Genomic DNA, 22,000 nt, shown 5'->3' on the forward strand with positions numbered 1-22,000 from the left:
TTTTCGCCTAACAAGCGGAACGATAGCGCAGGCGGCGGGTCTACCGGGCAGGCTCCATTCACCGTCCATCCACAGGTTTATCCACAGCCGGTGGGGATAAGCAGGCTGCCTGGCAGCGCTGGCCTTCGGCGTTGCGGCAGCCAGGTTGCGAGGACCGCCGCCATGTCGCACGCGCTATGCCTGAATCGTCAATGCCTGGGTCTGGTGACCCGTATCGAATGCATGATCCGCCCGCTGGCGGGCGGTAACGGTCTGTGGACGCTGCTCTGTGCGGCCGGTCTGGCCGATTCGCAGCCCACAGCGATAAAGGTGCAGGGTCCGTTCCGCGGACCGCGCATGGCCGAGTCGGTGCTGGAGATGATCGCCAGCAACCTGCAGGGGCAGGGCTATTGCCCCTCCGAGGATCCGGCCATCTGGCAGTTGCACATGCAAGCCGAGCTGCGCCGGGTCAACGCCAATCAGGCGCGCTTCCTGGGCGGGTGGGAGTCCCAGCCGGAGAGATGACACGCCGTGCGGGTCATGCTCGCGCAGCGGCGGCGCCTGAACAGTGTCGGTTCTTTCGGGCTGTTATCCACAGCGTAATATCGCGGCACATCCTCGACTTGTCCGTCATTTCGTGCTGCGTATACTCGCCAGCCGAATTTCCTCCCTGGTTGTGAGAGCCTCATGGAACGCTTTCTTGAAAACACCATGTATGCGGCGCGCTGGCTGCTGGCGCCTATCTATTTCGGTCTGGCGTTTGCGCTGTTGGCGCTGGCGATCAAGTTCTTCCAGGAAATATTTCACATCCTGCCGGCGATCCTCGCGCTCAGTGAGGCCGAACTGATCCTCAAGCTGCTGTCGCTGATCGACATGGCGCTGGTTGGCGGTCTGCTCGTGATGGTGATGATTTCCGGCTATGAGAATTTTGTGTCCCAGCTGGATATCGCCGAGGGCAAGGAGAAGCTCGACTGGCTCGGCAAGATGGACTCCGGCTCGCTGAAGATGAAGGTCGCGGCGTCCATCGTCGCGATTTCTTCGATTCACCTGCTGCGCATGTTCATGGACGCCCAGCAGCTGGAGAGCGAGAAGCTGATGTGGTACGTGATCATTCATCTGACCTTCGTGCTTTCGGCGTTCGTCATGGGCTACCTGGACAAGCTCACCAAGCACTGACGTCGTCTGGGTCGCAGGCGCGGAGAGGGCGGCGAGCTGTGCTAGGCTAGCGACCCTTTTTCGCCTTTCGGAGCCTCGGCATGACCGAACTCAACCTCTCTACCGACGAAACCCGCGTGAGCTACGGCATCGGCCGCCAGCTGGGCGATCAGCTGCGCGACAACCCGCCGCCGGGGGTCAGCCTGGATGCGGTGATCGCCGGTATTCGCGATGCGTTCGCCGGAGCTGCCAGCCAGGTCAGTCCGCAGGAACTCAACGCCAGCTTCGCCGTCATTCGCGAGCGCATGCAGGCCGAAGCGCAGCAGAAGGCCGAGGCGGCTGCTGCCGAGGGGCGCGCCTTCCTGGCTGAAAATGCCCAGCGTGACGGCGTCACGGTGCTGGCGTCCGGCCTGCAATACGAAGTGCTCGTGACCGGTGAGGGCGCTCGACCGACTCGCGAAGACAACGTGCGCACGCATTACCATGGCACCCTGATCGATGGCAGCGTGTTCGACAGTTCCTACGAGCGCGGCCAGCCGGCCGAATTTCCGGTCGGTGGCGTGATCGCTGGCTGGACCGAGGCTCTGCAGCTGATGAATGCCGGCAGCAAATGGCGCCTCTACGTGCCCAGCGAACTGGCCTACGGTGCCCAGGGCGTCGGCAGCATCCCGCCGCACAGCGTGCTGGTGTTCGATGTCGAGCTGCTCGACGTGCTCTGATTCGCAGGCGGCAGTTCCTGCCGCCTCGCTTCGCTACGGGCGCAAGGCCCGGGCATAGCTGTACAGGAACAGGTTGCGTACCTGTTCCTTGAGCACACAGGGTTCACTGGTGCTCAGCTCGTGCAGATCCAGGTCTCCCTGCTCGCGCAGTTCCTCCAGAGCTTCGCCTTCCAGCGATACGCAGACTGTTCCCGTTTGCCGGTTGAGTATGCGCAGGTAGGGTTGTGGTCGGTCCAGCCAGGCATCGATCAGATAAGTCATGCGGCACCTCCAGTTGAATGTATTAATGAGAATAATTGTTATTCGCAGGAGTGCAAGCGCAGAAAGACCACCGTGCGAAGGGTGGTCTGGAAAAGGAGGGATTGGATTTCGCTAGCGCCGACTGGCGCGAAGGTGGCTCGCTTAGTGAGTGCGGGCGATGGCGAAACGGCTCAGTTCCACCAGCGCGTCGCGGTAGTGGTTGGCGGGAATGAGTTCCAGGCAGCCAATGGCGCGCTCGACATGGTTGCGTGCCAGCTGTGCGGTATAGGCCAGTGCACCCGAGGCTTCGACCGCGCTGCGGATGCTTTCCAGATCTTCGACGCCGCCCTTCTGAATTGCGCGACGAACCAGTTCGGCCTGTTCAGCGGTGCCTTCGCGCATGGTGTAAATCAGCGGCAGCGTTGGTTTACCTTCGGCCAGATCGTCGCCGACGTTCTTGCCCAGGGTTTCCGCGTCGCCCTGGTAGTCCAGCAGGTCATCGACCAGCTGGAAGGCGATGCCGAGCTGGTCGCCGAAGGTGCGCAGGGCTTCGCATTGCTCTGCAGTCGCGCCCGCCAGAGTAGCAGCACTATGGGTGGATGCTTCAAAGAGCATCGCGGTCTTGCCGCGAATCACTTCCATGTAGATGGCTTCGGTCGTGCTGGCGTCGCGAACCTTCGACAGTTGCAGCACTTCGCCTTCGGCGATCACGCGGGTCGCCTGGGAAATGATGCGCATCACCGGCATCGAGCCGAGTTCGACCATCATTTCGAACGAGCGGGCATAGAGGAAGTCGCCCACCAGTACGCTCGGCGCATTGCCCCAGAGGGCATTGGCCGTCGAGCGGCCACGGCGCATGCCGGACATGTCGACTACGTCGTCATGCAGCAGTGTTGAGGTGTGCAGGAACTCGATGATTGCCGCCAGCAGACGCAACTGATCGCCCTGATGCCCCAGCGCGCTGCCGCTGAGCAGCACGAGCAGCGGGCGCAGACGCTTGCCGCCCGCCGAGGTGATATAGTCCCCGATCTTTTCCACCAGCGGAACGCGCGAGGTCAGTTGCTTGCGAATGATGCCGTCGACAGCGGCAAAATCGTCGGCCACTACCTGGTAGAAAGACTGGGGTTGCATCAGGGACTCCTCGCAGATTGCGCGGCATGCTATGAGCCGGCTCTGGCACTGTCAAGGCGAGCGCCACCGGGCCTTGCGTCACCCCTGTCGCGTGCGTACAATCGCGGACCCTGAACTTTCCCCACGGGCATTTCCCTGCCTTACGCAATTGCACGGGCGTCTCATCCGGCCCCATGCAGCCATGCCAGCTACCAATACCTTCTATAAAGCGCTGGGTGAGCAGGATTAACGGAGATACACAGATGTACGCAGTTATCGTGACCGGCGGCAAGCAATACAAGGTTGCCGAAGGCGAATACCTCAAGATTGAAAAACTCGAAGTTCCGACTGGCGAAGCTGTCACTTTTGACCGCGTTCTGCTGGTTGGCAACGGCGACGACGTGAAGATCGGCGCTCCGGTGGTCGATGGTGCCAAGGTTACCGCCGAGGTGGTTGCCCAGGGTCGCCATGACAAGGTCACCATCATCAAGTTCCGTCGTCGTAAGCACCACATGAAGCGTCAGGGCCACCGTCAGTGGTTCACTGAGGTCAAAATCACCGGTATTCAGGGCTAATCGGGCCTGAATCCCCCTACAGGAGTATTGAACTCATGGCACACAAAAAAGCTGGCGGTAGTACCCGCAACGGTCGCGATTCTGAAAGCAAACGCCTTGGTGTGAAGATGTTTGGTGGCCAGGTCATCAAGGCCGGCAACATCATCGTTCGCCAGCGCGGCACCCAGTTCCACGCCGGTTATGGCGTTGGCATGGGCAAGGATCACACGCTCTTCGCCAAGGTCGAAGGTGTGGTCAAATTCGAAGTGAAGGGCGCTTTTGGCCGTCGCTACGTGAGCGTCGTCGCAGCCTAACTGCGGCGTTGCTGGAAAAGCCCTGTCATGCGACGGGGCTTTTTTGTTTCTGTATCCTGTGAGGCTCTTGCAAAGGGCTGTGTGGCTCAGGCGTTTTTGCAAGATCCTTACGTTTCTGTTTCCTAAGCCCGTCCTGTGACGGGAGGCGTTCCCATGAAATTCGTCGATGAAGTATCGATTTTTGTAAAGGCCGGCGACGGCGGCAACGGCATGATGAGCTTCCGGCGTGAGAAGTTCATCGAAAAGGGTGGCCCCAACGGCGGCGATGGCGGTGATGGTGGCTCAATCTACCTGGAGGCCGACGAGAACCTCAATACGCTGGTGGACTACCGCTACACCCGTCGCTTCCATGCGCAGAACGGGCAGAAGGGTGGCAGCACCGACTGTACCGGTGCGAAGGGCGAGGATCTGATCCTGCCGGTGCCGGTGGGCACCACGGTCATCGATGCAGCGACCCAGGAAATCATGGGTGATCTGACCAAGGCGGGCCAGCGTCTGCTGGTGGCGCAGGGCGGCTGGCACGGGCTGGGCAATACGCGTTTCAAGTCCAGTACCAATCGTGCGCCGCGGCAGACCACGCCGGGCAAGCCGGGCGATGCGCGTGATCTCAAGCTGGAGCTGAAAGTGTTGGCCGATGTCGGCCTGCTGGGGCTGCCGAACGCTGGCAAGAGCACCTTTATTCGCTCGGTTTCCGCGGCCAAGCCGAAGGTTGCCGACTACCCGTTCACCACTCTGGTGCCGAATCTCGGTGTGGTCAGCGTGGGACGCTACAAGAGCTTCGTGATCGCCGATATTCCCGGATTGATCGAGGGGGCGGCAGAGGGCGCCGGGCTTGGCATTCGCTTCCTCAAGCACCTCGCGCGCACCCGTCTGCTGCTGCATCTGGTCGATATGGTGCCGCCGGATGGCAGTGATCCGGCCGATGCCGCCGAGATCATCCTGCATGAGCTGGAGAAGTTCAGTCCGGCGCTGATGCAGCGTGATCGTTGGCTGGTGCTGAACAAGGCTGATCAGCTGCTCGACGAGGAGCGCGAAGAGCGCATGCGTCAGGTGGTCGAGCGCCTGGACTGGAAGGGGCCGGTGTTTGTGATCTCGGCGCTGGAAAGCGACGGTACCGAGGCGTTGGCTCAGGCCATCATGCGCTATCTCGATGAGCGTACGCTGCGCATCGCGGAGGACCCGCAGTATGCTGAGGCGCTGGCCGAACTCGATCGTCAGATCGAGGACGAGGCGCGTGCGCGTCTGCAGGAGCTGGATGACCAGCGTGCGCTGCGTCGCGCGGGGGTCAAGGCGGCAGACGAGGTCGATGATGACGACTTCGATGACGACGATGATGGCGAGGGTGGTGCCGAGATCTTCTACGTGCGCTGAGTTCGGGCGCACGGCAAGCAGGTTCGGGTGAGAAGTCGGGAAGGCGTGCTCATGCGCGGCCGCCCCGGAAAGGTTTTGGCCGAATGACAAGGCGGGAACGATGCGGGACAAGGTGAGCGGTGCGCGGCGCTGGGTGGTGAAGATCGGCAGTGCGCTGCTGACCGCCGATGGGCGTGGTCTCGATCAGGCGGCAATGGCCGTCTGGGTGGATCAGATGGTGGCCTTGCGTGCTGCCGGTGTCGAGCTGGTACTGGTGTCGTCTGGCGCGGTGGCTGCCGGCATGAGCCGTCTGGGTTGGGCGGCGCGGCCGAAGGCGGTGCACGAGTTGCAGGCGGCTGCGGCGGTCGGGCAGATGGGCTTGATCCGTGCGTGGGAGTCGAGTTTTGCGCGTTGCGATCAACAGACTGCGCAGATTCTGGTCACTCATGACGACCTTTCCGATCGCAAGCGCTACCTGAATGCGCGCAGCACGCTGCGCACGCTGATCGATCTCGGTGTGGTGCCGGTCATCAATGAGAACGATACCGTAGTCACCGACGAAATCCGCTTTGGCGACAACGACACGCTTGCTGCGTTGGTGGCCAATCTGGTCGAAGCCGATTTGCTGGTCATTCTTACCGATCGCGACGGCATGTTCGATGCTGATCCTCGGACCAATCCTGATGCCAATCTCATCAGTGAGGCGCGTGCCGACGATCCGGCGCTGGATGCCGTTGCCGGTGGTACCGGGGGTGCGCTGGGGCGCGGCGGCATGCAGACCAAGTTGCGCGCGGCGCGACTGGCGGCGCGCTCCGGTGCGCATACCGTGATTGTCGGCGGGCGCATCGAGCAGGTGCTTGCGCGGCTCAAGTCTGGCGAACGCCTGGGTACGTTGCTCGCGCCGGAGTGCAGTCGGCATGCGGCGCGCAAGCAGTGGCTGGCGGGGCACCTGCAGACGCGCGGTACTCTGACGCTGGATGAAGGGGCCGTGTATGCGCTGCGCCAGGGCAATCGCAGCCTCCTGCCGGTTGGCGTGAAGGCGGTGCAGGGCAGTTTTCGTCGCGGTGAGATGGTGGTCTGTGTCGGTCCGCGGGGCGAGGAGGTTGCGCGCGGGCTGGTGAATTACAGCGTTGCCGAGGCGCAGCGAATCCTCGGGCGCCCATCGGATGAGATCGAAAAGTTGCTCGGCTATGTCGATGAGCCGGAGCTGGTGCATCGCGACAACATGATTCTGGTCTGAGGTGGCTATGCGTGCGGCTTTCGTGGGGCTGGCGGCGGGGCTGGCGTTTTCGGGTCTGGCAATGGCGGAAGAAATCGGTTCGGTCGATACGGTATTCAAGTGGCTCGGGCCGAATCACAAGATCGTGGTCGAGGCTTTCGACGATCCTAAAGTTGCGGGTGTGACCTGTTATCTGTCGCGCGCAAAAACCGGCGGAATCAAAGGTGGACTCGGGTTGGCTGAGGATCGGGCCGAGGCCTCGATCGCCTGTCGTCAGGTCGGGCCGATTCGCTTTGCCGAGAAGCTCGAGGATGGTGAGGTGGTCTTCAAGGAGCGGACGTCGCTGGTGTTCAAGACCATGCAGGTGGTGCGCTTCTTCGATGAGTCCCGCAACACTTTGGTGTATCTGGTCTATAGCGATCGCGTGATTGAGGGTAGCCCGCAGAATGCGGTGACGGCGATCCCTGTGCTGCCCTGGCCGACTGCCCGTTGATTGGGCTGGCGGCGCCTAAGACAAAAGCGAAGACATGAAAAAACCGGCGCTAGGCCGGCTTTTTCAAAGAACTTGCAGCGTAATCAGGCTGCAGCAGCTTCGCCGAGGGCCTTGATGTGGCCGTTCAGGCGGCTCTTGTGACGAGCAGCTTTGTTCTTGTGAATGATGCCTTTGTCGGCCATGCGGTCGATGACCGGTACGGCTGCGGTGTAGGCTGCGCGGGCCTTGTCCAGGTCTTTGGCGTCGATGGCCTTGACCACATTCTTGATGTAGGTGCGGACCATGGAGCGCAAGCTGGCGTTGTGGCTGCGACGCTTCTCAGCCTGAATTGCGCGTTTTTTGGCGGAAGGGCTGTTGGCCACCGTCGAACTCCTCGAAAACGTGGGGATTGCAAAGCAAATAAGGCCGCGAATCATGCCGATGCGTCGCGCGCTTGTCAAGCCTATGTCGTAGAGGTCGCGAGGCTGGTCGGACAGGTGGGCGGCGGCTAAACTCGCCGCCTCGTTGCGTGTCGTATCTGGCCAACGAACCGGCTGACGCGCCGCGCCATGCCGAATACCCGCTGCGATTCCAGGAAAGACTGATGTCCGAAAACAACGGCAAGGGCGGATTGTTGCGCTCCAGCGCGGTGGTCAGTGTCATGACGCTGCTGTCGCGCGTGCTGGGCATGGTACGCGATATGGTCGTGGCCAGCTATTTTGGCTCCGGGGCGGCGGCGGATGCCTTCTTCATTGCCTTCAAGATTCCCAACTTTCTGCGCCGGCTTTTCGCCGAAGGAGCCTTCGCCCAGGCGTTTGTGCCGGTGCTTTCGGAGTATCGCGCCAAGCGCTCCCTGGCGGAGGTCAAGCAGCTGGTCGATCGCACGGCTGGCATGCTCGGTCTGGTGCTGACCGGCCTGACCGCCGTGGGCGTGCTGTTTGCGCCCTATGTGGTGATGGTATTCGCGCCGGGCTTTCATGACGATCCGGCGAAGATGCAGCTGGCCGGCGAGCTGTTGCGAATCACCTTTCCCTATCTGCTGTTGATTTCGCTGACCGCTTTCACTTCCGGCGTGCTCAACAGCTACGGGCATTTTGCTGTACCCGGCTTCACTCCCGTGCTGCTGAATGTCTGCATGATCGTGTCGGTGGTGTTCCTGACGCCGTATTTCGATCAGCCGGTGATGGCGCTGGCCTGGGGGGTATTCATTGCCGGCTTTGCCCAGCTGACGTTCCAGTTGCCTTACGTGGCGAAGCTGGGATTGCTACCCCGGCCCAGGTTCAAGCCGGGCGACGAAGGGGTACGGCGGATCATGTTGCTGATGGTGCCGGCATTGTTCGGTGTGTCGGTCAGCCAGATCAACCTGTTGCTGGATACTGTGCTGGCCTCTTTCCTGCAGACCGGCAGTGTCTCTTGGTTGTACTACGCCGACCGCCTGTCCGAGTTGCCGTTGGGCGCGTTCGGTATCGCCATCGGTACGGTGATTCTGCCCAGTCTGTCGCGTCAGCATGCCAGTGACGATCCGCAGGCGTTCTCCTCCACGCTCGACTGGGCGCTGCGGATGGTCCTGCTGGTGGGCGTGCCTGCCGCGCTGGCGCTCGGCATCCTTACCGAGCCGATGATCGCCGGGCTGTTCTTTTACGGGGCGATGACAGAGGAAGCCGTGGTCCAGTCGGCTCGCGCGTTGCAGGCGTACTCGCTCGGCGTGCTGGCATTCATGCTGATCAAAGTGCTGGCCCCGGGATTCTTCGCTCGTCAGGATCTGAAGACGCCGGTGCGCGTGGCGATCATCTGCATGGTCGCGAACATGGTGATGAATCTGATCCTGATCTGGCCGCTCAAGCACGTCGGTCTGGCGCTGGCGACCTCGCTGTCGTCGATGCTGAACGCGTTCCTGCTGTTCTGGGGGCTCTACAAGATCGGCGTCTATCGACCCGCCGCCGGGTGGTGGCTGTTTGCGCTGCGCCTGGCTGGCGGCTGCGCCGCTATGGTGGCGGTGGTCTGGTGGCTCAATGTGCCCTCGTCAGAATGGTTCGCCTGGGGTTGGCAGCAGCGGGCGCTGCGTCTGACGCTGCTGATTTGTGCCGGGTTGGCGGCGTTCGTCGCCGGCCTGGTGATGCTCGGTCTGCGACCGCGGCATTTTCGCCACTGATCGCACCGGGCGGTGGGGAGCAAACCTGTCCGGGATGCTCCGCACATGCGTATAATCGGCCACTTTTCAAGCAAGAAGTGCGTATGCAGCTGGTTCGAGGCCTTCACAACCTGCGCCCCCGGCATCGGGGTTGCGTCGCCACCATCGGCAACTTCGACGGCGTGCACCGGGGGCATCAGGCCATCCTGGCGCGTCTGCGCGAGCGTGCGGCCGAATTGGGGGTGCCCAGCTGCGTGGTCATCTTCGAGCCACAGCCGCGTGAGTTCTTCGCCCCGGACAAGGCGCCGGCGCGCCTGACCCGTCTGCGCGAAAAGCTCTGCCTGCTGAGCGAGCAGGGCGTCGACCGGGTGCTGTGCCTGGCCTTCAATCGGCGCCTGCGCGAACTGAGTGCCGCCGAGTTCGTTCATGCCACGCTCGTGCAGGGCCTGGGCGTGCGTCATCTGGAGGTGGGGGACGACTTCCGCTTCGGTTGCGACCGCGCCGGCGACTTCGATTTTCTGCGCAAGGCCGGCGCTGCCGAGGGCTTCACCGTCGAGGCGGCCACCACCATCGAGGTGGATGGCGAACGGGTCAGCAGCACGCGCGTGCGTCAGGCATTGGCTGACGGCGATCTGGAGGCGGCCGAGGCGCTGCTGGGCCGGCCGTTCAGCCTGGGTGGACGGGTCATGCATGGGCAGAAGCTCGGCCGCCAGCTCGGCGCGCCAACCGCCAACATCCAGCTCAAGCGCCGCAGCACGCCGCTGAACGGGGTGTTCGTGGTCAGCCTGGAGCTGGAAGGCCAGCAACTGACCGGCGTTGCCAACATTGGCACGCGTCCCTCCGTCGAAAGCGATGGCAAGCCGCATCTGGAAGTGCATCTGCTGGACTACCAGGGCGACCTGTACGGCCGGCGGGTATGCGTAACCTTTCATCGCAAGCTGCGCGACGAGCAGCGTTTCGCCTCGCTGGAGGCACTCAAGACGGCGATAGATGCGGATATCGCTGCCGCCCGTGATTATTGGCGGGCTTCACTCACCCACGAGTCAGGACTGAAATGACCGATTACAAAGCGACCCTCAATCTGCCGTCCACGGCATTTCCGATGAAGGCCGGTCTGCCACAGCGCGAGCCGGAGATTCTGCAGCGCTGGAACAGCATCGACCTGTACCGGAAGCTGCGGCAGATCGGCGAAGGTCGCCCGAAGTTCGTCCTGCACGATGGCCCGCCCTACGCCAACGGCAACATCCACATCGGCCACGCGGTGAACAAGGTAATCAAGGACATGATCGTCCGTTCGCGCACCCTGGCCGGCTTCGATGCGCCTTACGTGCCCGGTTGGGACTGCCATGGCCTGCCTATCGAGCACAAGGTTGAGACCACCTTCGGCAAGAACCAGCCGGCGGACCTGACCCGCGAGCGCTGCCGCGCTTACGCCGCTGAGCAGATCGAGGGGCAGAAGGCCGACTTCATTCGTCTCGGCGTGCTCGGCGATTGGGACAACCCCTACAAGACCATGGATTTCGCCAACGAAGCCGGCGAGATCCGCGCCCTGGCGAAGATGGTCGAGGGTGGCTTCGTCTTCAAGGGGCTGAAGCCGGTCAACTGGTGCTTCGATTGCGGCTCGGCGCTGGCCGAGGCGGAAGTCGAATACCAGGACAAGAAATCCGATGCCATCGACGTTGCCTTTGCTGTCGAAGATGCCGACAAGCTCGCCGCTGCCTTCGGTGTTGCTGAGCTGGCCAAGCCGGCCAGCATCGTGATCTGGACCACCACGCCCTGGACCATTCCGGCGAACCAGGCGCTCAACGTTCACCCCGATTTCATCTATGCGCTGGTCGATACCGGCGAGCGGCTGCTGGTGCTGGCTGAGGAGCTGGTGGAATCCTGCCTGCAGCGTTACGGCCTGAGCGGCGAGATCGTCGCTCGCTGCGGAGGGCGCGCGCTGGAGCTGATCCGCTTCCGCCATCCGTTCTACGAGCGCTTCTCGCCGGTCTACCTGGCCGAGTACGTGGAAACCGGTGCGGGCACCGGTATCGTTCACTCCTCGCCGGCCTATGGCGAGGATGACTTCCGTACCTGCAAGCACTACGGCATGGAGAACGACGACATTCTCAGCCCGGTGCAGAGCCACGGCGTCTACGTCGCGGACCTGCCGTTCTTCGGCGGCCAGTTCATCTGGAAGGCCAACCCGGCCATCGTCGAGAAGCTGCGTGAAGTCGGTGCGCTGCTCAAGCACGAAGCCATCCAGCACAGCTACATGCATTGCTGGCGGCACAAGACGCCGCTGATCTACCGCGCCACCGCGCAGTGGTTCGTCGGCATGGACAAAGTTGCCCACGATGGCAGCTCGCTGCGCCGCCGCGCACTGGATGCCATCGAGCAGACTCAGTTCGTTCCCGCCTGGGGCCAGGCGCGTCTGCACGGCATGATCGCCGGTCGCCCGGACTGGTGCATTTCGCGTCAGCGCAACTGGGGCGTGCCGATCCCGTTCTTCCTGCACAAGGAAAGCGGCGAGCTGCATCCGCGCACGGTCGAACTGATGGAGCAGGTCGCCCAGCGCGTCGAACGCGAGGGCATCGAGGCCTGGTTCAAGCTCGATCCGGTCGAGTTGCTCGGCGACGAGGCCGCGCAGTACGAGAAGACCAACGACACGCTGGACGTCTGGTTCGACTCCGGCACCACTCACTGGCACGTGATGCGCGGTTCGCATCCGATGGGCCACGACGAAGGCCCGCGCGCCGATCTCTATCTGGAAGGCTCCGATCAGCATCGTGGCTGGTTCCATTCGTCGCTGCTGACCGGCGCCGCCATTGATGGTCACGCGCCATACCGCGGCCTGCTGACTCACGGCTTCACCGTGGACGAGAACGGCCGCAAGATGTCCAAGTCTCTCGGCAACGTCATTGCCCCGCAGGAAATCACCGACAGCATTGGCGCCGATATCCTGCGCCTGTGGGTTTCGGCCACCGATTACTCGGGCGAGATGGCGGTGTCCACGCAGATCCTGCAGCGCAGCGCTGATGCCTACCGGCGCATCCGCAACACCGCGCGCTTCCTGCTTTCCAACCTCGACGGCTTCGACCCGACGCAGCACATGGTGGCCAACGACCAGCTGATTGCCCTGGACCGCTGGGCCATCGACCGTGCCCTGTTGCTGCAGCGTGAAATCGAGGAAGCCTACGAGACCTACAAGTTCTGGAACGTCTACCAGAAAGTGCACAACTTCTGCGTGCAGGAGCTGGGCGGTTTCTACCTGGACATCATCAAGGACCGCCAGTACACCACCGGTGCCGACAGCCTGCCGCGGCGTTCCTGCCAGACTGCGCTGTACCACATCGCCGAGGCACTGGTGCGCTGGATCGCGCCGATCCTGGCATTCACCGCCGAGGAAATCTGGCAGTACCTGCCGGGCGAGCGCAACGAGTCGGTGATGCTCAACACCTGGTACGAGGGGCTGACCGAGCTGCCGGAAGGCTTCGAGCTCGATCGCGCATTCTGGGACAAGGTCATGGCGGTCAAGGCCGCGGTGAACAAGGAACTGGAAAACCAGCGCAACGCCAAGACCATTGGCGGCAACCTGCAGGCGGAAGTCACGCTATACGCCGAAGAGTCGCTGGCGACCGAGCTGGCCAAACTGGGCGACGAACTGCGCTTCGTGCTGATCACCTCGGCGGTCGAAGTCGCGCCTCTGGCGCAGGCACCGGCCGCTGCGGTGGACAGCGAGCTGGCCGGCCTCAAATTGGTGGTCCGCAAGACGGAATACGCCAAGTGCGGGCGCTGCTGGCATCACCTGCCGGACGTCGGCACCCATGCGGCGCATCCGGAAATCTGCGGCCGCTGTGTGGAAAACATCGAAGGTGCCGGCGAGGTGCGTCACCATGCGTGATGCGTTTTCGGAGACCCGGCAATGACCAGCCGTTTCGGCAAGCTCGCCTGGCTCTGGCTCAGCGTGCTGGTGATCGTCGTCGATCAGGTCACGAAGCACTGGTTCGAGGCCAATTTCAGTCTGTACCAGAAGGTCGATGTCATCCCCGGCTATTTCGCCTGGACGTTGGCCTACAACACCGGAGCAGCCTTCAGTTTTCTGGCCGATCACAACGGCTGGCAGCGCTGGCTGTTCGCCGTGATCGCCATTGGCGTGAGCGTCGTGCTGGTGGTCTGGATGAAGCGGCTGAAGGCCAGCGAGACCTGGCTGGCAGTAGCGTTGGCGCTGGTGCTGGGCGGTGCGCTGGGCAATCTCTACGATCGCGTGGTGCTGGGCCATGTGGTCGATTTCATCCTGGTGCATTGGCAGAACCGCTGGTATTTCCCAGCCTTCAATATCGCCGATAGTGCCATCACCGTGGGCGCCCTGATGCTGGCGCTGGACATGTTTAAGGGCAACAAGACCGGAGAATCCGCACATGACTGAACAGCGCATCGGGCCGGACAAGGAAGTCACCCTGCATTTCGCGCTCAGCCTGGAAACAGGCGAGCTGGTCGACAGTACGTTTGATAAGAAGCCTGCCACCTTCAAGGTGGGCGACGGCAACTTGCTGCCTGGCTTCGAGCAGCAGCTCTACGGTTTCAAAGCCGGTGACAAGCGCACCTTGCAGATTGCCCCGGAACAGGGCTTCGGTCAGGTCAACCCACAGAATGTGCAGGTGATGCCGCGCAGCCAGTTCGAGGGCATGGAGCTGTCCGAGGGCCTGATGGTGAGTTTTCAGGACGCCGCACGCACCGAACTGCCGGGCGTGGTGAAGGCGTTCGACGAGCGCCAGGTCACGGTTGATTTCAACCATCCGCTGGCCGGCAAGACGCTGACCTTCGAAGTCGAGATCATCGACGTTCGCCCGGTCTAACCTGGTCAGGGCTGGCGGGCATCCGCTGGCCACTGTGATTGCAGGATTAGCTGAGCTGTAGTGTTACTCCTCCTTCGTTTTCAAGCTCCGCGCGCCGAGACCCACTATGCAAATCAAACTCGCCAACCCCCGCGGCTTCTGTGCCGGCGTCGACCGTGCGATCGAGATCGTCAACCGTGCGCTCGAAGTGTTCGGCCCGCCGATCTACGTGCGCCACGAGGTAGTGCATAACAAGTTCGTGGTGGAAGACCTGCGAGAGCGCGGCGCGGTATTTGTCGAAGAGCTGGATCAGGTTCCGGACGACGTCATCGTCATCTTCAGCGCCCACGGCGTTTCCCAGGCGGTTCGCCAGGAGGCAGACAAGCGCGGTTTGAAGGTCTTCGACGCGACCTGTCCGCTGGTGACGAAGGTGCATCTGGAAGTGGCCAAGTACAGCCGGGAAGGGCGTGAGTGCATCCTCATCGGCCACCAGGGACACCCGGAGGTCGAAGGTACGATGGGCCAGTATGACGCGCGCAACGGCGGTGCGATCTATCTGGTCGAGGATGAGGCGGACGTCGAGCGGCTACAGGTGCGCAATCCCGAGGCACTGGCGTTCGTCACCCAGACCACGCTGTCGATGGACGACACCAGTCGGGTCATTGATGCGCTGCGTAGCAAGTTCCCCAGCATCGGCGGGCCGCGCAAGGATGACATCTGCTACGCCACGCAGAATCGCCAGGATGCGGTAAAGCAGCTGGCCGACGAGTGCGATGTGGTGTTGGTGGTCGGCAGTCCCAACAGCTCCAATTCCAACCGCCTGCGCGAACTGGCCCAGCGCATGAACACGCCGGCATATCTGATCGACGGTGCCGAGGATCTCGAGCGTGAGTGGTTCGAGAATGTCCAGCGCATCGGCATCACTGCCGGCGCCTCCGCCCCGGAAGTGCTGGTGCGCGGGGTCATCGAGCGATTGAAGGCGTGGGGCGTCGACGGCACGGACGAGCTGGAAGGGCGCCCGGAGAACGTGACGTTCTCGATGCCGAAGGAGTTGCGGGTAAAGGCGCTCTAGCTGAGTAAGAAAGCGCCCTTACGGGCGCTCTCTGCTTTTAAAACAGCGCTCTTGGGTAAAGAGGGCTTGTTGTTCGTTATTTCTTCCAGCATTTGCTTGCTGTCGCTTCGGCATCCTGACCTTTGGCCCCCGTATTGGCCAAGGTAAGCGTGCCACATTCATCATTCGTCATGGATGCCTTGGGAACTGCCTGTAGCGTATAGCTGCTGGCTGTGGCGCCGGCCAGACTGAGATCGTAGCTCTTGCTGGCTCCGTCACGGGGGGCCTCGGTGAATGGCAGATCGGGGCCGTCCCCAGCGGCATCGACATAACGGCCGTTGCTCGTGTAGTAGCGCTCCATGAACTGTGCAAGCTCCATTAGTGCCGTCTGTGCATCAGCACGCTTGGCGCTGCGGACGTGTTCTTGGTAGCTCGGATAGGCAATCGCCGCGAGCACGCCAATGATCGCGATGACGACCATCAGTTCGATCAGCGTGAATCCCCGGATTAGCCGTTGGTGCGGTACGAATGTCTTCAAAGACTGTTCCTCACTTCGTTCCAAGACAGACGGTTAGAATCGTTGTTGTCGCCCATTACTTCGATACAGACAGGTACCACGCCATTGGCATCGGTGCTTGCCGCCGAGCTGGCATAGCATAGGTAGCGTTTGCCGGATTCGCGGTCGTTCAGTCCGATAGTCCCTTTGACAGCTCCCTCATCCGGGTCGGCGACGCCGCTGACCGGAATCGGATCCTGATCATCGCCAATCTCGATATAGTCGTCCTGATCGATCTTGCCGTCGCCGTTGTAATCGAAGTAGGAGTAGGCGAGACGACCCCCGGTTGCCAAGTCTAGGCTCATGATCCAGCTCGTACCCCCTGCATCGCACGGATCGGCCGAGGGAATCAGCGAGCTAAAGGTCACTCTGTTTCCGCCAAGCTGTGCCTGCGAGATGACCCGCTCACCTTTCGCTCCGGGGCCGCCATTGCTTGCCTTCCACGATAAGTCGAGATACCAACCATTGTGTTGATCACTCATCTCCTGCTGGCTGATGCCCCGGCCGCTAAGGTTTTCGCTGCTGACCTCGATCAGAATCTCTTGTTCGAGCAGATTCTGCCGACCGTCAATTTGCGCGCCCGCGTCGATTACCCCATAGAACGATTGGATTTGTGGGGAGTCGGGAATCTCATTGTCGGTGGTCTGGTAGAAACTGCCGGTCCCGAACACCAGCATGATTTCTCGGTCCTTGGTATAGGCGGCATTCAATGGCGCGGTAATTGGTTGCCTTTCTCCGCCGCCGTCTTTGGCGATAAAAAGAGGGGCGATGCTATCACCACTTCGAAGCGCTGTTGGCGCATCCCAGTCACTTGCGCTATTTCCAGTCAAGTCGAGACGCCACACGTTGCCTTTGGTGTCGCCTGCGTAAACTCGATCAGCGACGCGGTCATTGTCCAGATCCACGGCGAGCGGGGCCCCCAGATCACCGGCGTCCGGCAGGTCGAAACGCTTCATGACACTGCCGTCGGTAGCGCTAAGAATCCATACGTAGCCTGTGCTGGTTTCTGTTGGGCGATCGTAACCACTGGTGACGATTATTCCGAACGTACCATTGGCCAAGGGGACCAATGCCGGTCGGCCCAGCGTGTAACCGAGCTCTGGATGTTTGAACTCCCACATGACACTGGAGCTGGTCATATTCTCCGGATCGGTAATGTCTAGTGCGAAGATGCTGCGACCACCGGCTCCGGAAGAGCCTACCACCATCGTTTTCCAGGCATTACCGACCCAAGCGTCGCCGATTCGTGGAGTGCCATCCACGTAATAGCGATGCGAGTAGATCGGATCGGTCAGATGGTACAAATCATCAATCAGGTCGTTTGGCACGTACGCAAAGAGCTCGTTGCCGCCTGAGGCCGTCAGGCGTGCGTCAAATCCGTGGAGCATGCCATCGTTCGCGCCGACGATCACAAGCGGTGGGCGATTCTGATAGCTTGAAGACGTGCGGAAAGTGGTGTAAGCGCTCTTCGTGGCGGCTGTGAAGCCGGCGCTTTCCGGAAGCTGTGCATAGCCGAAGTTCTGCTTATAGATGTATTGCGGATCCGAGTTGGCGATATCACCCAACCGGCTGCCCCTCTGGCGGAACGGGTTGTTCGGTGAGGCGTCCGTGCGCTCCTGGCTGCGATTGCCACGGATGAAGTTCAGGCGATCTTGCCCGAGCTGCTCATCAGCCAATGTCCCGCCGATGGTCTGGCGCAGAGCCTCCTTCTGATCGGTACTTAGCTCGGTCCAAGTAAAGTCTCGTCCCGTAGTCGAGCGCAATGCCTCCGTATCGGCATCCGCGACCGGTGGCGCCGAGGTGAATATTTTGCGCGTGGACATTTGTGCATTGCTCAGCGCATCCAGTTTCTGCGCGGCGCGCCAGCTCGGTGTCGCGCTGACAGTGCCATCACTGTCGACGGCTTTGGCAAGAAGGTTCCCGCTCCAGTCTGAGCTGTCGAGCATGGATTGAAAGACCACCGTGTCCGTATCAAGGCGAGTGGAGTTCGTCGACAACGCTGCCGTGGTGCTGCGCACATCTTTGGCGATGTTGGCAAACGCCAACTTCAAGCTTTCGACCATCTTGGTGGCGTCGCTGGCTACATAGAAGTTGTCTGGGCGCTTGTTGCCTGTGGAAAGCGTTTCGTTATTCGTCCACCACCAGGATTGCTGTAGAGGATCGCCGAATTCGTAATCGTCCGGGGCCTTGAAGCCACCGTATTTAGCAGCAAGCCAGTATTGGTTGGACGCCTTGGCTTCTAGTGTCTGGTTTTCCCGAACGTCAACCCAATGCGTGGAAAGAGTCTGCTTGCCGCTCCGATCTTCTCGCAGATCGCTGGTGTTGGCGAAGTAAGCCAGACCTGCGATGTGAGCGGAGTTGCCGCGACCAGTAAAGACATCAGCTGCACTCTTCGATATGCCTTCTAAGTCGAATACCTTCTGTGTCCACTGTTGTACGTTGAGATCATCGTCAGTGACGGGAACGTTGCGATCTTCGTGTGTGTATACATCTCCGATGCCGAGAATGACATTCTTCTGGCAAGAGTACTGGATCGGGTCGGCCCAGTTCGTGATGACAGGGAATTTGTCCCGCTGTGCTTCATTCGTGATACTGGAGTAGGCCGCAACGTTACCGAGGTTCCGGAAGTAGCGAAGCGCGGCATAATATAGCTCGCTGACCGGGTCGTTCGATTTGTGGCTGTTAGTCAGCTCGCCGAATTTGTTGATGTAATTGATTACGCCGCTGTTACCGATACTGTCATCGTGCGGATTAGTATAGAGAATCCCCGTTTCGGGAGACCATTCCTTGAGTTCGTTATCGAGTTCATTGGGGGTGCCGGGTTCGCGTTTGGTCTGGCCGACATATCCTTGCGCGGATCTTAATATTCCGCCGTTACGAGTGTTGCCATCTTCGTTGAGATAACTGAATACGCTGTAACGGATGTCCTTGGCGTATTGCTGAAGCAATCCCTCGGGTTTCCAAAGATGTTCGCCATACTTCGCGCAGTCGCTTTCCAGAAGCCCCTCTTTACAGACTTCAACGCGTACTGTGTGGAACTTCGTAATTGTCTTTCCACCAGAAACATAGCTGAAGCGCACCGCCTTGTTTTTCTGAAAGTCAGTGCCCTGATACAATGAGCTAGTTACCGAAACACTCCCGAAAGGCGTCATCTTTCCAGCGTTGGCGCTGGAGAGGGTACGGTCGGGAAAGTAGCTGTTTCGTCCGGCCCGAGTTGCTTTCTCCAGAATGGTTTTGGAGGTGGTGTCGACGACACGGTAGCCGCCTGTCAGCGCCTTGCGGAATGGATCGATGGTCTGCGTCGTCGCCCAATTCAAGTAATTTCCGCCCCAGCGCCCCGCGCAGTCGCGATCCGTGCTGCTGGTGTAGGCGACCGGTGTGAAGTAACCACCACCGCTCGCGACCGTCACCGCGCCGAACAGGGGGTGATCGAACTGTTCCTCGATAAAGGAATAGCACTTGTTGGGATCGAAATATCCCGTGTAGGTCGTTGCGTTGTTGTAATCCCCTAGATTGGCCAGACTGATAACAGTTGGAAACTCTACAGACGGTACCAATGCCAAGTTGCCCGGTACATTTCCTCCACCGAGCAACAGCGGGGTCTGAGAAATTTCAGCGGCGGCGTATCCGGTGCTGAGGGTCCAGAATAAGGCGAAGCCGGCTAACATTACTTTTCGCCACTTGACGGTCGTTCCTTTGGCCACGGTGTGGCAATTATCGAGCGGCATCATGTCACTCCTCGACGAAGTATAGGGATCGAAGGGTGACCTTCGAATCGGAGCTCATACCGGTGCCAGTGCTTTCGATACGCACCAGCACGAAATCCAGAATCAGCGATTCACCCGCTTCCAGCGATCCCCCCCCTGCCGTTTCTGCATTGACCATGTCCTGCATGTTCAGCGGGCCCGGGTGCGGTAGGCGGGTAACCGTGTAGCTTGGTTTAGAGGCAACATCGCCCGTGAATCCGCTGAATTCAACGGCATCCGGCGTCGGATCGTTGATCGGATAAAGCGTGTCGCTGATAAGGTTGTCGTACTGATTCTTGAGTGACTGTTCAGCGAAGCGCAGACCGGCCTCGGCCGCCTGAAGCGCTAGATTGTGATCGCGCATATTGCCCGCCATCTTTTCCTGCAAGTTGGTATCGCGCATGGCCGCAATTCCAAGAATGGTGAGCAACAGGAGCATAACCAGCGCAACGAGGAGCACTGCGCCACGTTGTCCGGCGTGGCTAAAGTGTTGGCAGTTCATGGCAGTCGATTCCGGATTGCAACAGTAGTGGTGAAGGCTTGGGCGATGCGGTTGTTCTTGATGGTCACGGTTCCGTCGTCGTAAATGGCGAATTCGTCTTCCTTGGTGATCCCGCTGGCGGGCGGGTAGGCGAATACCTGGGGCTCTTCCAGCGCATTGGTTTCCGCGCTCAGTACGAGTAGCGAGATGCGGGCCGAGACCACCTTCGTCCAGTCGCCCTCACCGGTTGCCGACAGATTGTTCGTGCCGGCCTTTACGTACTCATCGGCCTGCCGGTCGCCGTCCCGGTCCAGGCCGTAGGTGACCTGCATATCGATCACCCCCTCGACCATTTCTTCGTGATGGGGAGAGGGAGTTAGTGATTTGCGCACGAGTGACGGCAACCGCCCGGTGTTGTTACGGATGTAATAGGTGTGGCTGCGCAAGATGTAGGAGGTTAGGCGATTGGTGTATTGCTGGCTCCAGTCCTGGTTGATATTGCCTGGTGTAACGTTGCCTCCAGCTTTCTGGAATGTACTAGCGCTCGCGTTATTGGCGTTCTGGAACGTATCGCAACCCGTCGAGTTCGCCAGAATGACCAATTGGCCAGCGTAGGCACCGGTTCCTTGGCTATCGCCGTTTGCGAGGGAAACTCCGAGGCTGGGTGTTTGGATGTTGTTGGTTCCCTGTGCCTGGAATTCCTTGCCATCGCTGGCGTACTTGACAATGAAGGCGTCTGTGGCTGCTCGCGTTGATTCGCTATTGGAAAAGATCACCGGCTTGCTGTTGTCCCAACCCTGAATCGGCGGCGTGGTGCTGTAGGCGTTACGCTCGTCCATGCTAAGGCCGTTCATGCTTAGATGCTTGGTCGGCTCGTTCAGACATTCACCTTTGAAGCCAGCCTGCCTGACATCAAAACTAATGAACTCGGTGGCGAAGCGCCCGGCTTCCTGAAGTCGTGCAATCGCCGTGTTGGTCTGGTAAAGCTCCTTGCTGGAAAGAAATACCTGAAGCACGCCGCCAAGCAGCAACAGACTGATGAGCATTGCAACCATCAGTTCGATGAGCGATAGGCCCCGTTGGGAGAGTGGTAGCGGCTTGTTCATAGTTGAGTCCGATAGACGAAGGTTTCCCGGTCATTGGCATCGGCATCTTCGATCCGGCCCCGGTTATCGTTCCATTCGATGGAAACGGTGAACTGTCGCCCGTTGCGTTGAACGCTACCCTGGGCGTCTGGCGAGAGCAGGCACGACAGCGAATTGAGCCACTCGGCCATGTCGCGTTGAGCGAGCGAGCCGCTCGGTGCGAGTTCGACGTCACACTCCGTGTTCTTCAATACTTGGTCGTATACGCCATTTAGTGCATCTGCACGATTGGCTCGCATGCGATCGGTGATGTCATATGCAAGGAGAGTCGCTTGGGAGCGGTAATAAGCGCTGTGGTTGCTCTTGGTTGCGGTCATCTGCAAACCCGCCAAGCCTAGGAGTCCAACGGAAAGCACCAGGAGAGCAACCAGTACCTCGATGAGAGTCGCGCCTCGGACGTGGATTGGTGTGCCTGGTATGGGAAGAGTCATTCGCAGTTTCCTTTCGAGCTTGAGACGCGTCCCGTCGCACTCAGGGCAATGGTGTACTGAGGCTGGTTCGAGCAGTCGGTGATCGATACGACGAACTCTTCGTTGTCGTCCAGCGCATTGGCGAGCAAACCGTTCGGCCTGAACGTGAGTGTCTCGGCCGGACCGGTGACGGTGGTGCCGTTAGCGGTCGCGTCCCAGACTTGCAGCACATCACCGCCGCTAATTTTCACCAGCCAGCCGTCGCCCCAGGTCGTGGCGTTGGCGCAGGCATTTCCGTTGCGCCGACAGATTTGTGTGGCGACTCCGCGCTTGATTGCTTCCGAGCGGGCAAATTGCAGCGCGCCAGTAAGATTATTTGCGGCCGTCTGTGTTCGGTTGTTTTCAATCAAAGATCGGAACGAAGGAACCGCCAGCCCGAGCAGAATGGCCAGAATGGCTACGGTCACCAGCAGTTCGATCAGGGTGAAACCGCGGTTGTGATGCATAACTGCGCTCGCTGCCTGGAGGGAAGGAAAATGATGCGGTTT

At 60.5% G+C, this 22,000-nt stretch carries 23 protein-coding genes; 14 read left to right on the forward strand and 9 right to left on the reverse strand.

The window, feature by feature from the left end; genetic code table 11:
• Positions 1-162 precede the first annotated feature (162 nt).
• The 3 genes from NAV27_RS05705 (at position 163) to bamJ (ending at position 1,853) form a co-directional block, all read left to right on the forward strand.
• A complete protein-coding gene (locus tag NAV27_RS05705; protein WP_043298002.1) occupies positions 163-504 on the forward strand; it encodes a PA4575 family protein in 342 nt (113 codons plus the stop codon).
• Between the two features lie 162 nt (positions 505-666).
• Positions 667-1,155: a TIGR00645 family protein gene (locus tag NAV27_RS05710; RefSeq protein ID WP_008567437.1), complete on the forward strand. Its 489-nt coding sequence runs from the start codon at positions 667-669 to the stop codon at positions 1,153-1,155.
• An 80-nt stretch (positions 1,156-1,235) separates the two neighbouring features.
• Positions 1,236-1,853 (forward strand): BamJ family beta-barrel-assembly machinery protein, encoded by a 618-nt coding sequence (gene bamJ, locus NAV27_RS05715; RefSeq protein WP_043298001.1) that lies wholly within the window; start codon positions 1,236-1,238, stop codon positions 1,851-1,853.
• Between the two features lie 33 nt (positions 1,854-1,886).
• Here bamJ and NAV27_RS05720 read toward each other — a convergent pair whose 3' ends face one another.
• Both NAV27_RS05720 and NAV27_RS05725 read right to left on the reverse strand, forming a co-directional pair.
• A complete protein-coding gene (locus NAV27_RS05720) occupies positions 1,887-2,114 on the reverse strand; it encodes a PA4570 family protein (protein ID WP_102827657.1) in 228 nt (75 codons plus the stop codon).
• A 141-nt stretch (positions 2,115-2,255) separates the two neighbouring features.
• Positions 2,256-3,224 carry a polyprenyl synthetase family protein gene (locus NAV27_RS05725; protein ID WP_102827656.1) on the reverse strand — a complete coding sequence of 323 codons (969 nt, stop codon included), beginning with the start codon at positions 3,222-3,224 and terminating at the stop codon, positions 2,256-2,258.
• A gap of 242 nt (positions 3,225-3,466) precedes the next feature.
• Here NAV27_RS05725 and rplU point away from each other — a divergent pair, with 242 nt between their 5' ends.
• The 5 genes from rplU (at position 3,467) to NAV27_RS05750 (ending at position 7,133) form a co-directional block, all read left to right on the forward strand.
• Positions 3,467-3,778: a 50S ribosomal protein L21 gene (gene rplU / locus NAV27_RS05730; protein WP_003288024.1), complete on the forward strand. Its 312-nt coding sequence runs from the start codon at positions 3,467-3,469 to the stop codon at positions 3,776-3,778.
• 35 nt (positions 3,779-3,813) lie between these two features.
• Entirely contained in the window at positions 3,814-4,071 is a 258-nt protein-coding gene (rpmA, locus tag NAV27_RS05735; RefSeq protein WP_008567431.1) for a 50S ribosomal protein L27, read from the forward strand.
• Positions 4,072-4,224: 153 nt separating this feature from the next.
• A complete protein-coding gene (cgtA, locus tag NAV27_RS05740) occupies positions 4,225-5,442 on the forward strand; it encodes an Obg family GTPase CgtA (protein ID WP_102827655.1) in 1,218 nt (405 codons plus the stop codon).
• 100 nt (positions 5,443-5,542) lie between these two features.
• Positions 5,543-6,661 (forward strand): glutamate 5-kinase, encoded by a 1,119-nt coding sequence (gene proB, locus NAV27_RS05745; protein WP_102827654.1) that lies wholly within the window; start codon positions 5,543-5,545, stop codon positions 6,659-6,661.
• A 7-nt stretch (positions 6,662-6,668) separates the two neighbouring features.
• Positions 6,669-7,133: a CreA family protein gene (locus tag NAV27_RS05750; protein WP_102827653.1), complete on the forward strand. Its 465-nt coding sequence runs from the start codon at positions 6,669-6,671 to the stop codon at positions 7,131-7,133.
• 83 nt (positions 7,134-7,216) lie between these two features.
• Here NAV27_RS05750 and rpsT read toward each other — a convergent pair whose 3' ends face one another.
• Complete coding sequence (gene rpsT, locus NAV27_RS05755; protein WP_003288018.1) at positions 7,217-7,495, reverse strand: 30S ribosomal protein S20; 279 nt, start codon at positions 7,493-7,495, stop codon at positions 7,217-7,219.
• A gap of 221 nt (positions 7,496-7,716) precedes the next feature.
• Between rpsT and murJ the strand changes: the two genes are divergently transcribed.
• The 6 genes from murJ to ispH all read left to right on the forward strand — a co-directional run bounded on the left by murJ (position 7,717) and on the right by ispH (position 15,135).
• Positions 7,717-9,264 carry a murein biosynthesis integral membrane protein MurJ gene (gene murJ, locus NAV27_RS05760; RefSeq protein WP_102827652.1) on the forward strand — a complete coding sequence of 516 codons (1,548 nt, stop codon included), beginning with the start codon at positions 7,717-7,719 and terminating at the stop codon, positions 9,262-9,264.
• Between the two features lie 83 nt (positions 9,265-9,347).
• Complete coding sequence (ribF, locus tag NAV27_RS05765) at positions 9,348-10,301, forward strand: bifunctional riboflavin kinase/FAD synthetase (protein WP_102827651.1); 954 nt, start codon at positions 9,348-9,350, stop codon at positions 10,299-10,301.
• Entirely contained in the window at positions 10,298-13,129 is a 2,832-nt protein-coding gene (gene ileS / locus NAV27_RS05770) for an isoleucine--tRNA ligase (RefSeq protein ID WP_102827650.1), read from the forward strand. The genes ribF and ileS overlap by 4 nt, the downstream gene beginning before the upstream one ends.
• 21 nt (positions 13,130-13,150) lie before the next feature.
• The gene (lspA, locus tag NAV27_RS05775) at positions 13,151-13,654 is read left to right on the forward strand and encodes a signal peptidase II (protein WP_102827649.1); all 504 of its coding nucleotides are present in this window, start codon (positions 13,151-13,153) and stop codon (positions 13,652-13,654) included.
• Positions 13,647-14,084 carry an FKBP-type peptidyl-prolyl cis-trans isomerase gene (locus NAV27_RS05780; RefSeq protein WP_043297990.1) on the forward strand — a complete coding sequence of 146 codons (438 nt, stop codon included), beginning with the start codon at positions 13,647-13,649 and terminating at the stop codon, positions 14,082-14,084. Before lspA ends, NAV27_RS05780 begins: the two co-directional genes overlap by 8 nt.
• Positions 14,085-14,190: 106 nt before the next feature.
• Complete coding sequence (gene ispH, locus NAV27_RS05785) at positions 14,191-15,135, forward strand: 4-hydroxy-3-methylbut-2-enyl diphosphate reductase (protein WP_102827648.1); 945 nt, start codon at positions 14,191-14,193, stop codon at positions 15,133-15,135.
• Between the two features lie 76 nt (positions 15,136-15,211).
• Here the strand turns inward: ispH and NAV27_RS05790 are convergent, their stop codons facing one another.
• The 6 genes from NAV27_RS05790 to NAV27_RS05815 are packed head-to-tail and all read right to left on the reverse strand — an operon-like array spanning position 15,212 to position 21,958.
• On the reverse strand, positions 15,212-15,652 hold the full coding sequence (locus NAV27_RS05790; RefSeq protein ID WP_102827647.1) for a type IV pilin protein: 441 nt from the start codon (positions 15,650-15,652) through the stop codon (positions 15,212-15,214).
• On the reverse strand, positions 15,649-19,401 hold the full coding sequence (locus tag NAV27_RS05795) for a pilus assembly protein (RefSeq protein WP_232249069.1): 3,753 nt from the start codon (positions 19,399-19,401) through the stop codon (positions 15,649-15,651). Before NAV27_RS05795 ends, NAV27_RS05790 begins: the two co-directional genes overlap by 4 nt.
• 1 nt (position 19,402) lies before the next feature.
• The gene (locus NAV27_RS05800) at positions 19,403-19,918 is read right to left on the reverse strand and encodes a pilus assembly PilX family protein (protein WP_102827646.1); all 516 of its coding nucleotides are present in this window, start codon (positions 19,916-19,918) and stop codon (positions 19,403-19,405) included.
• Positions 19,915-21,003, reverse strand: a complete 1,089-nt coding sequence (locus tag NAV27_RS05805) for a PilW family protein (protein ID WP_102827645.1) — start codon at positions 21,001-21,003, stop codon at positions 19,915-19,917. Before NAV27_RS05805 ends, NAV27_RS05800 begins: the two co-directional genes overlap by 4 nt.
• A complete protein-coding gene (gene pilV / locus NAV27_RS05810) occupies positions 21,000-21,473 on the reverse strand; it encodes a type IV pilus modification protein PilV (protein ID WP_102827644.1) in 474 nt (157 codons plus the stop codon). The genes NAV27_RS05805 and pilV overlap by 4 nt, the downstream gene beginning before the upstream one ends.
• Positions 21,470-21,958, reverse strand: coding sequence for a GspH/FimT family pseudopilin (locus tag NAV27_RS05815; protein ID WP_102827643.1), 489 nt, complete (start codon positions 21,956-21,958; stop codon positions 21,470-21,472). Before NAV27_RS05815 ends, pilV begins: the two co-directional genes overlap by 4 nt.
• Between the last annotated feature and the right edge of the window lie 42 nt (positions 21,959-22,000).

This window comes from Stutzerimonas degradans (assembly GCF_024448505.1).
In the GTDB taxonomy this organism is placed as follows: domain Bacteria; phylum Pseudomonadota; class Gammaproteobacteria; order Pseudomonadales; family Pseudomonadaceae; genus Stutzerimonas; species Stutzerimonas degradans.

Bases quoted from the DNA above. Each gene is read 5' to 3' on its own strand.
- NAV27_RS05705 (WP_043298002.1), top strand. From the start codon at position 163: ATGTCGCACGCGCTATGCCTGAATCGTCAATGCCTGGGTCTGGTGACC.
- NAV27_RS05710 (WP_008567437.1), top strand. From the start codon at position 667: ATGGAACGCTTTCTTGAAAACACCATGTATGCGGCGCGCTGGCTGCTG.
- bamJ (WP_043298001.1), top strand. From the start codon at position 1,236: ATGACCGAACTCAACCTCTCTACCGACGAAACCCGCGTGAGCTACGGC.
- NAV27_RS05720 (WP_102827657.1), bottom strand. From the start codon at position 2,114: ATGACTTATCTGATCGATGCCTGGCTGGACCGACCACAACCCTACCTG.
- NAV27_RS05725 (WP_102827656.1), bottom strand. From the start codon at position 3,224: ATGCAACCCCAGTCTTTCTACCAGGTAGTGGCCGACGATTTTGCCGCT.
- rplU (WP_003288024.1), top strand. From the start codon at position 3,467: ATGTACGCAGTTATCGTGACCGGCGGCAAGCAATACAAGGTTGCCGAA.
- rpmA (WP_008567431.1), top strand. From the start codon at position 3,814: ATGGCACACAAAAAAGCTGGCGGTAGTACCCGCAACGGTCGCGATTCT.
- cgtA (WP_102827655.1), top strand. From the start codon at position 4,225: ATGAAATTCGTCGATGAAGTATCGATTTTTGTAAAGGCCGGCGACGGC.
- proB (WP_102827654.1), top strand. From the start codon at position 5,543: ATGCGGGACAAGGTGAGCGGTGCGCGGCGCTGGGTGGTGAAGATCGGC.
- NAV27_RS05750 (WP_102827653.1), top strand. From the start codon at position 6,669: ATGCGTGCGGCTTTCGTGGGGCTGGCGGCGGGGCTGGCGTTTTCGGGT.
- murJ (WP_102827652.1), top strand. From the start codon at position 7,717: ATGTCCGAAAACAACGGCAAGGGCGGATTGTTGCGCTCCAGCGCGGTG.
- ribF (WP_102827651.1), top strand. From the start codon at position 9,348: ATGCAGCTGGTTCGAGGCCTTCACAACCTGCGCCCCCGGCATCGGGGT.
- ileS (WP_102827650.1), top strand. From the start codon at position 10,298: ATGACCGATTACAAAGCGACCCTCAATCTGCCGTCCACGGCATTTCCG.
- lspA (WP_102827649.1), top strand. From the start codon at position 13,151: ATGACCAGCCGTTTCGGCAAGCTCGCCTGGCTCTGGCTCAGCGTGCTG.
- NAV27_RS05780 (WP_043297990.1), top strand. From the start codon at position 13,647: ATGACTGAACAGCGCATCGGGCCGGACAAGGAAGTCACCCTGCATTTC.
- ispH (WP_102827648.1), top strand. From the start codon at position 14,191: ATGCAAATCAAACTCGCCAACCCCCGCGGCTTCTGTGCCGGCGTCGAC.
- NAV27_RS05795 (WP_232249069.1), bottom strand. From the start codon at position 19,401: ATGATGCCGCTCGATAATTGCCACACCGTGGCCAAAGGAACGACCGTC.
- NAV27_RS05800 (WP_102827646.1), bottom strand. From the start codon at position 19,918: ATGAACTGCCAACACTTTAGCCACGCCGGACAACGTGGCGCAGTGCTC.
- NAV27_RS05805 (WP_102827645.1), bottom strand. From the start codon at position 21,003: ATGAACAAGCCGCTACCACTCTCCCAACGGGGCCTATCGCTCATCGAA.
- pilV (WP_102827644.1), bottom strand. From the start codon at position 21,473: ATGACTCTTCCCATACCAGGCACACCAATCCACGTCCGAGGCGCGACT.
- NAV27_RS05815 (WP_102827643.1), bottom strand. From the start codon at position 21,958: ATGCATCACAACCGCGGTTTCACCCTGATCGAACTGCTGGTGACCGTA.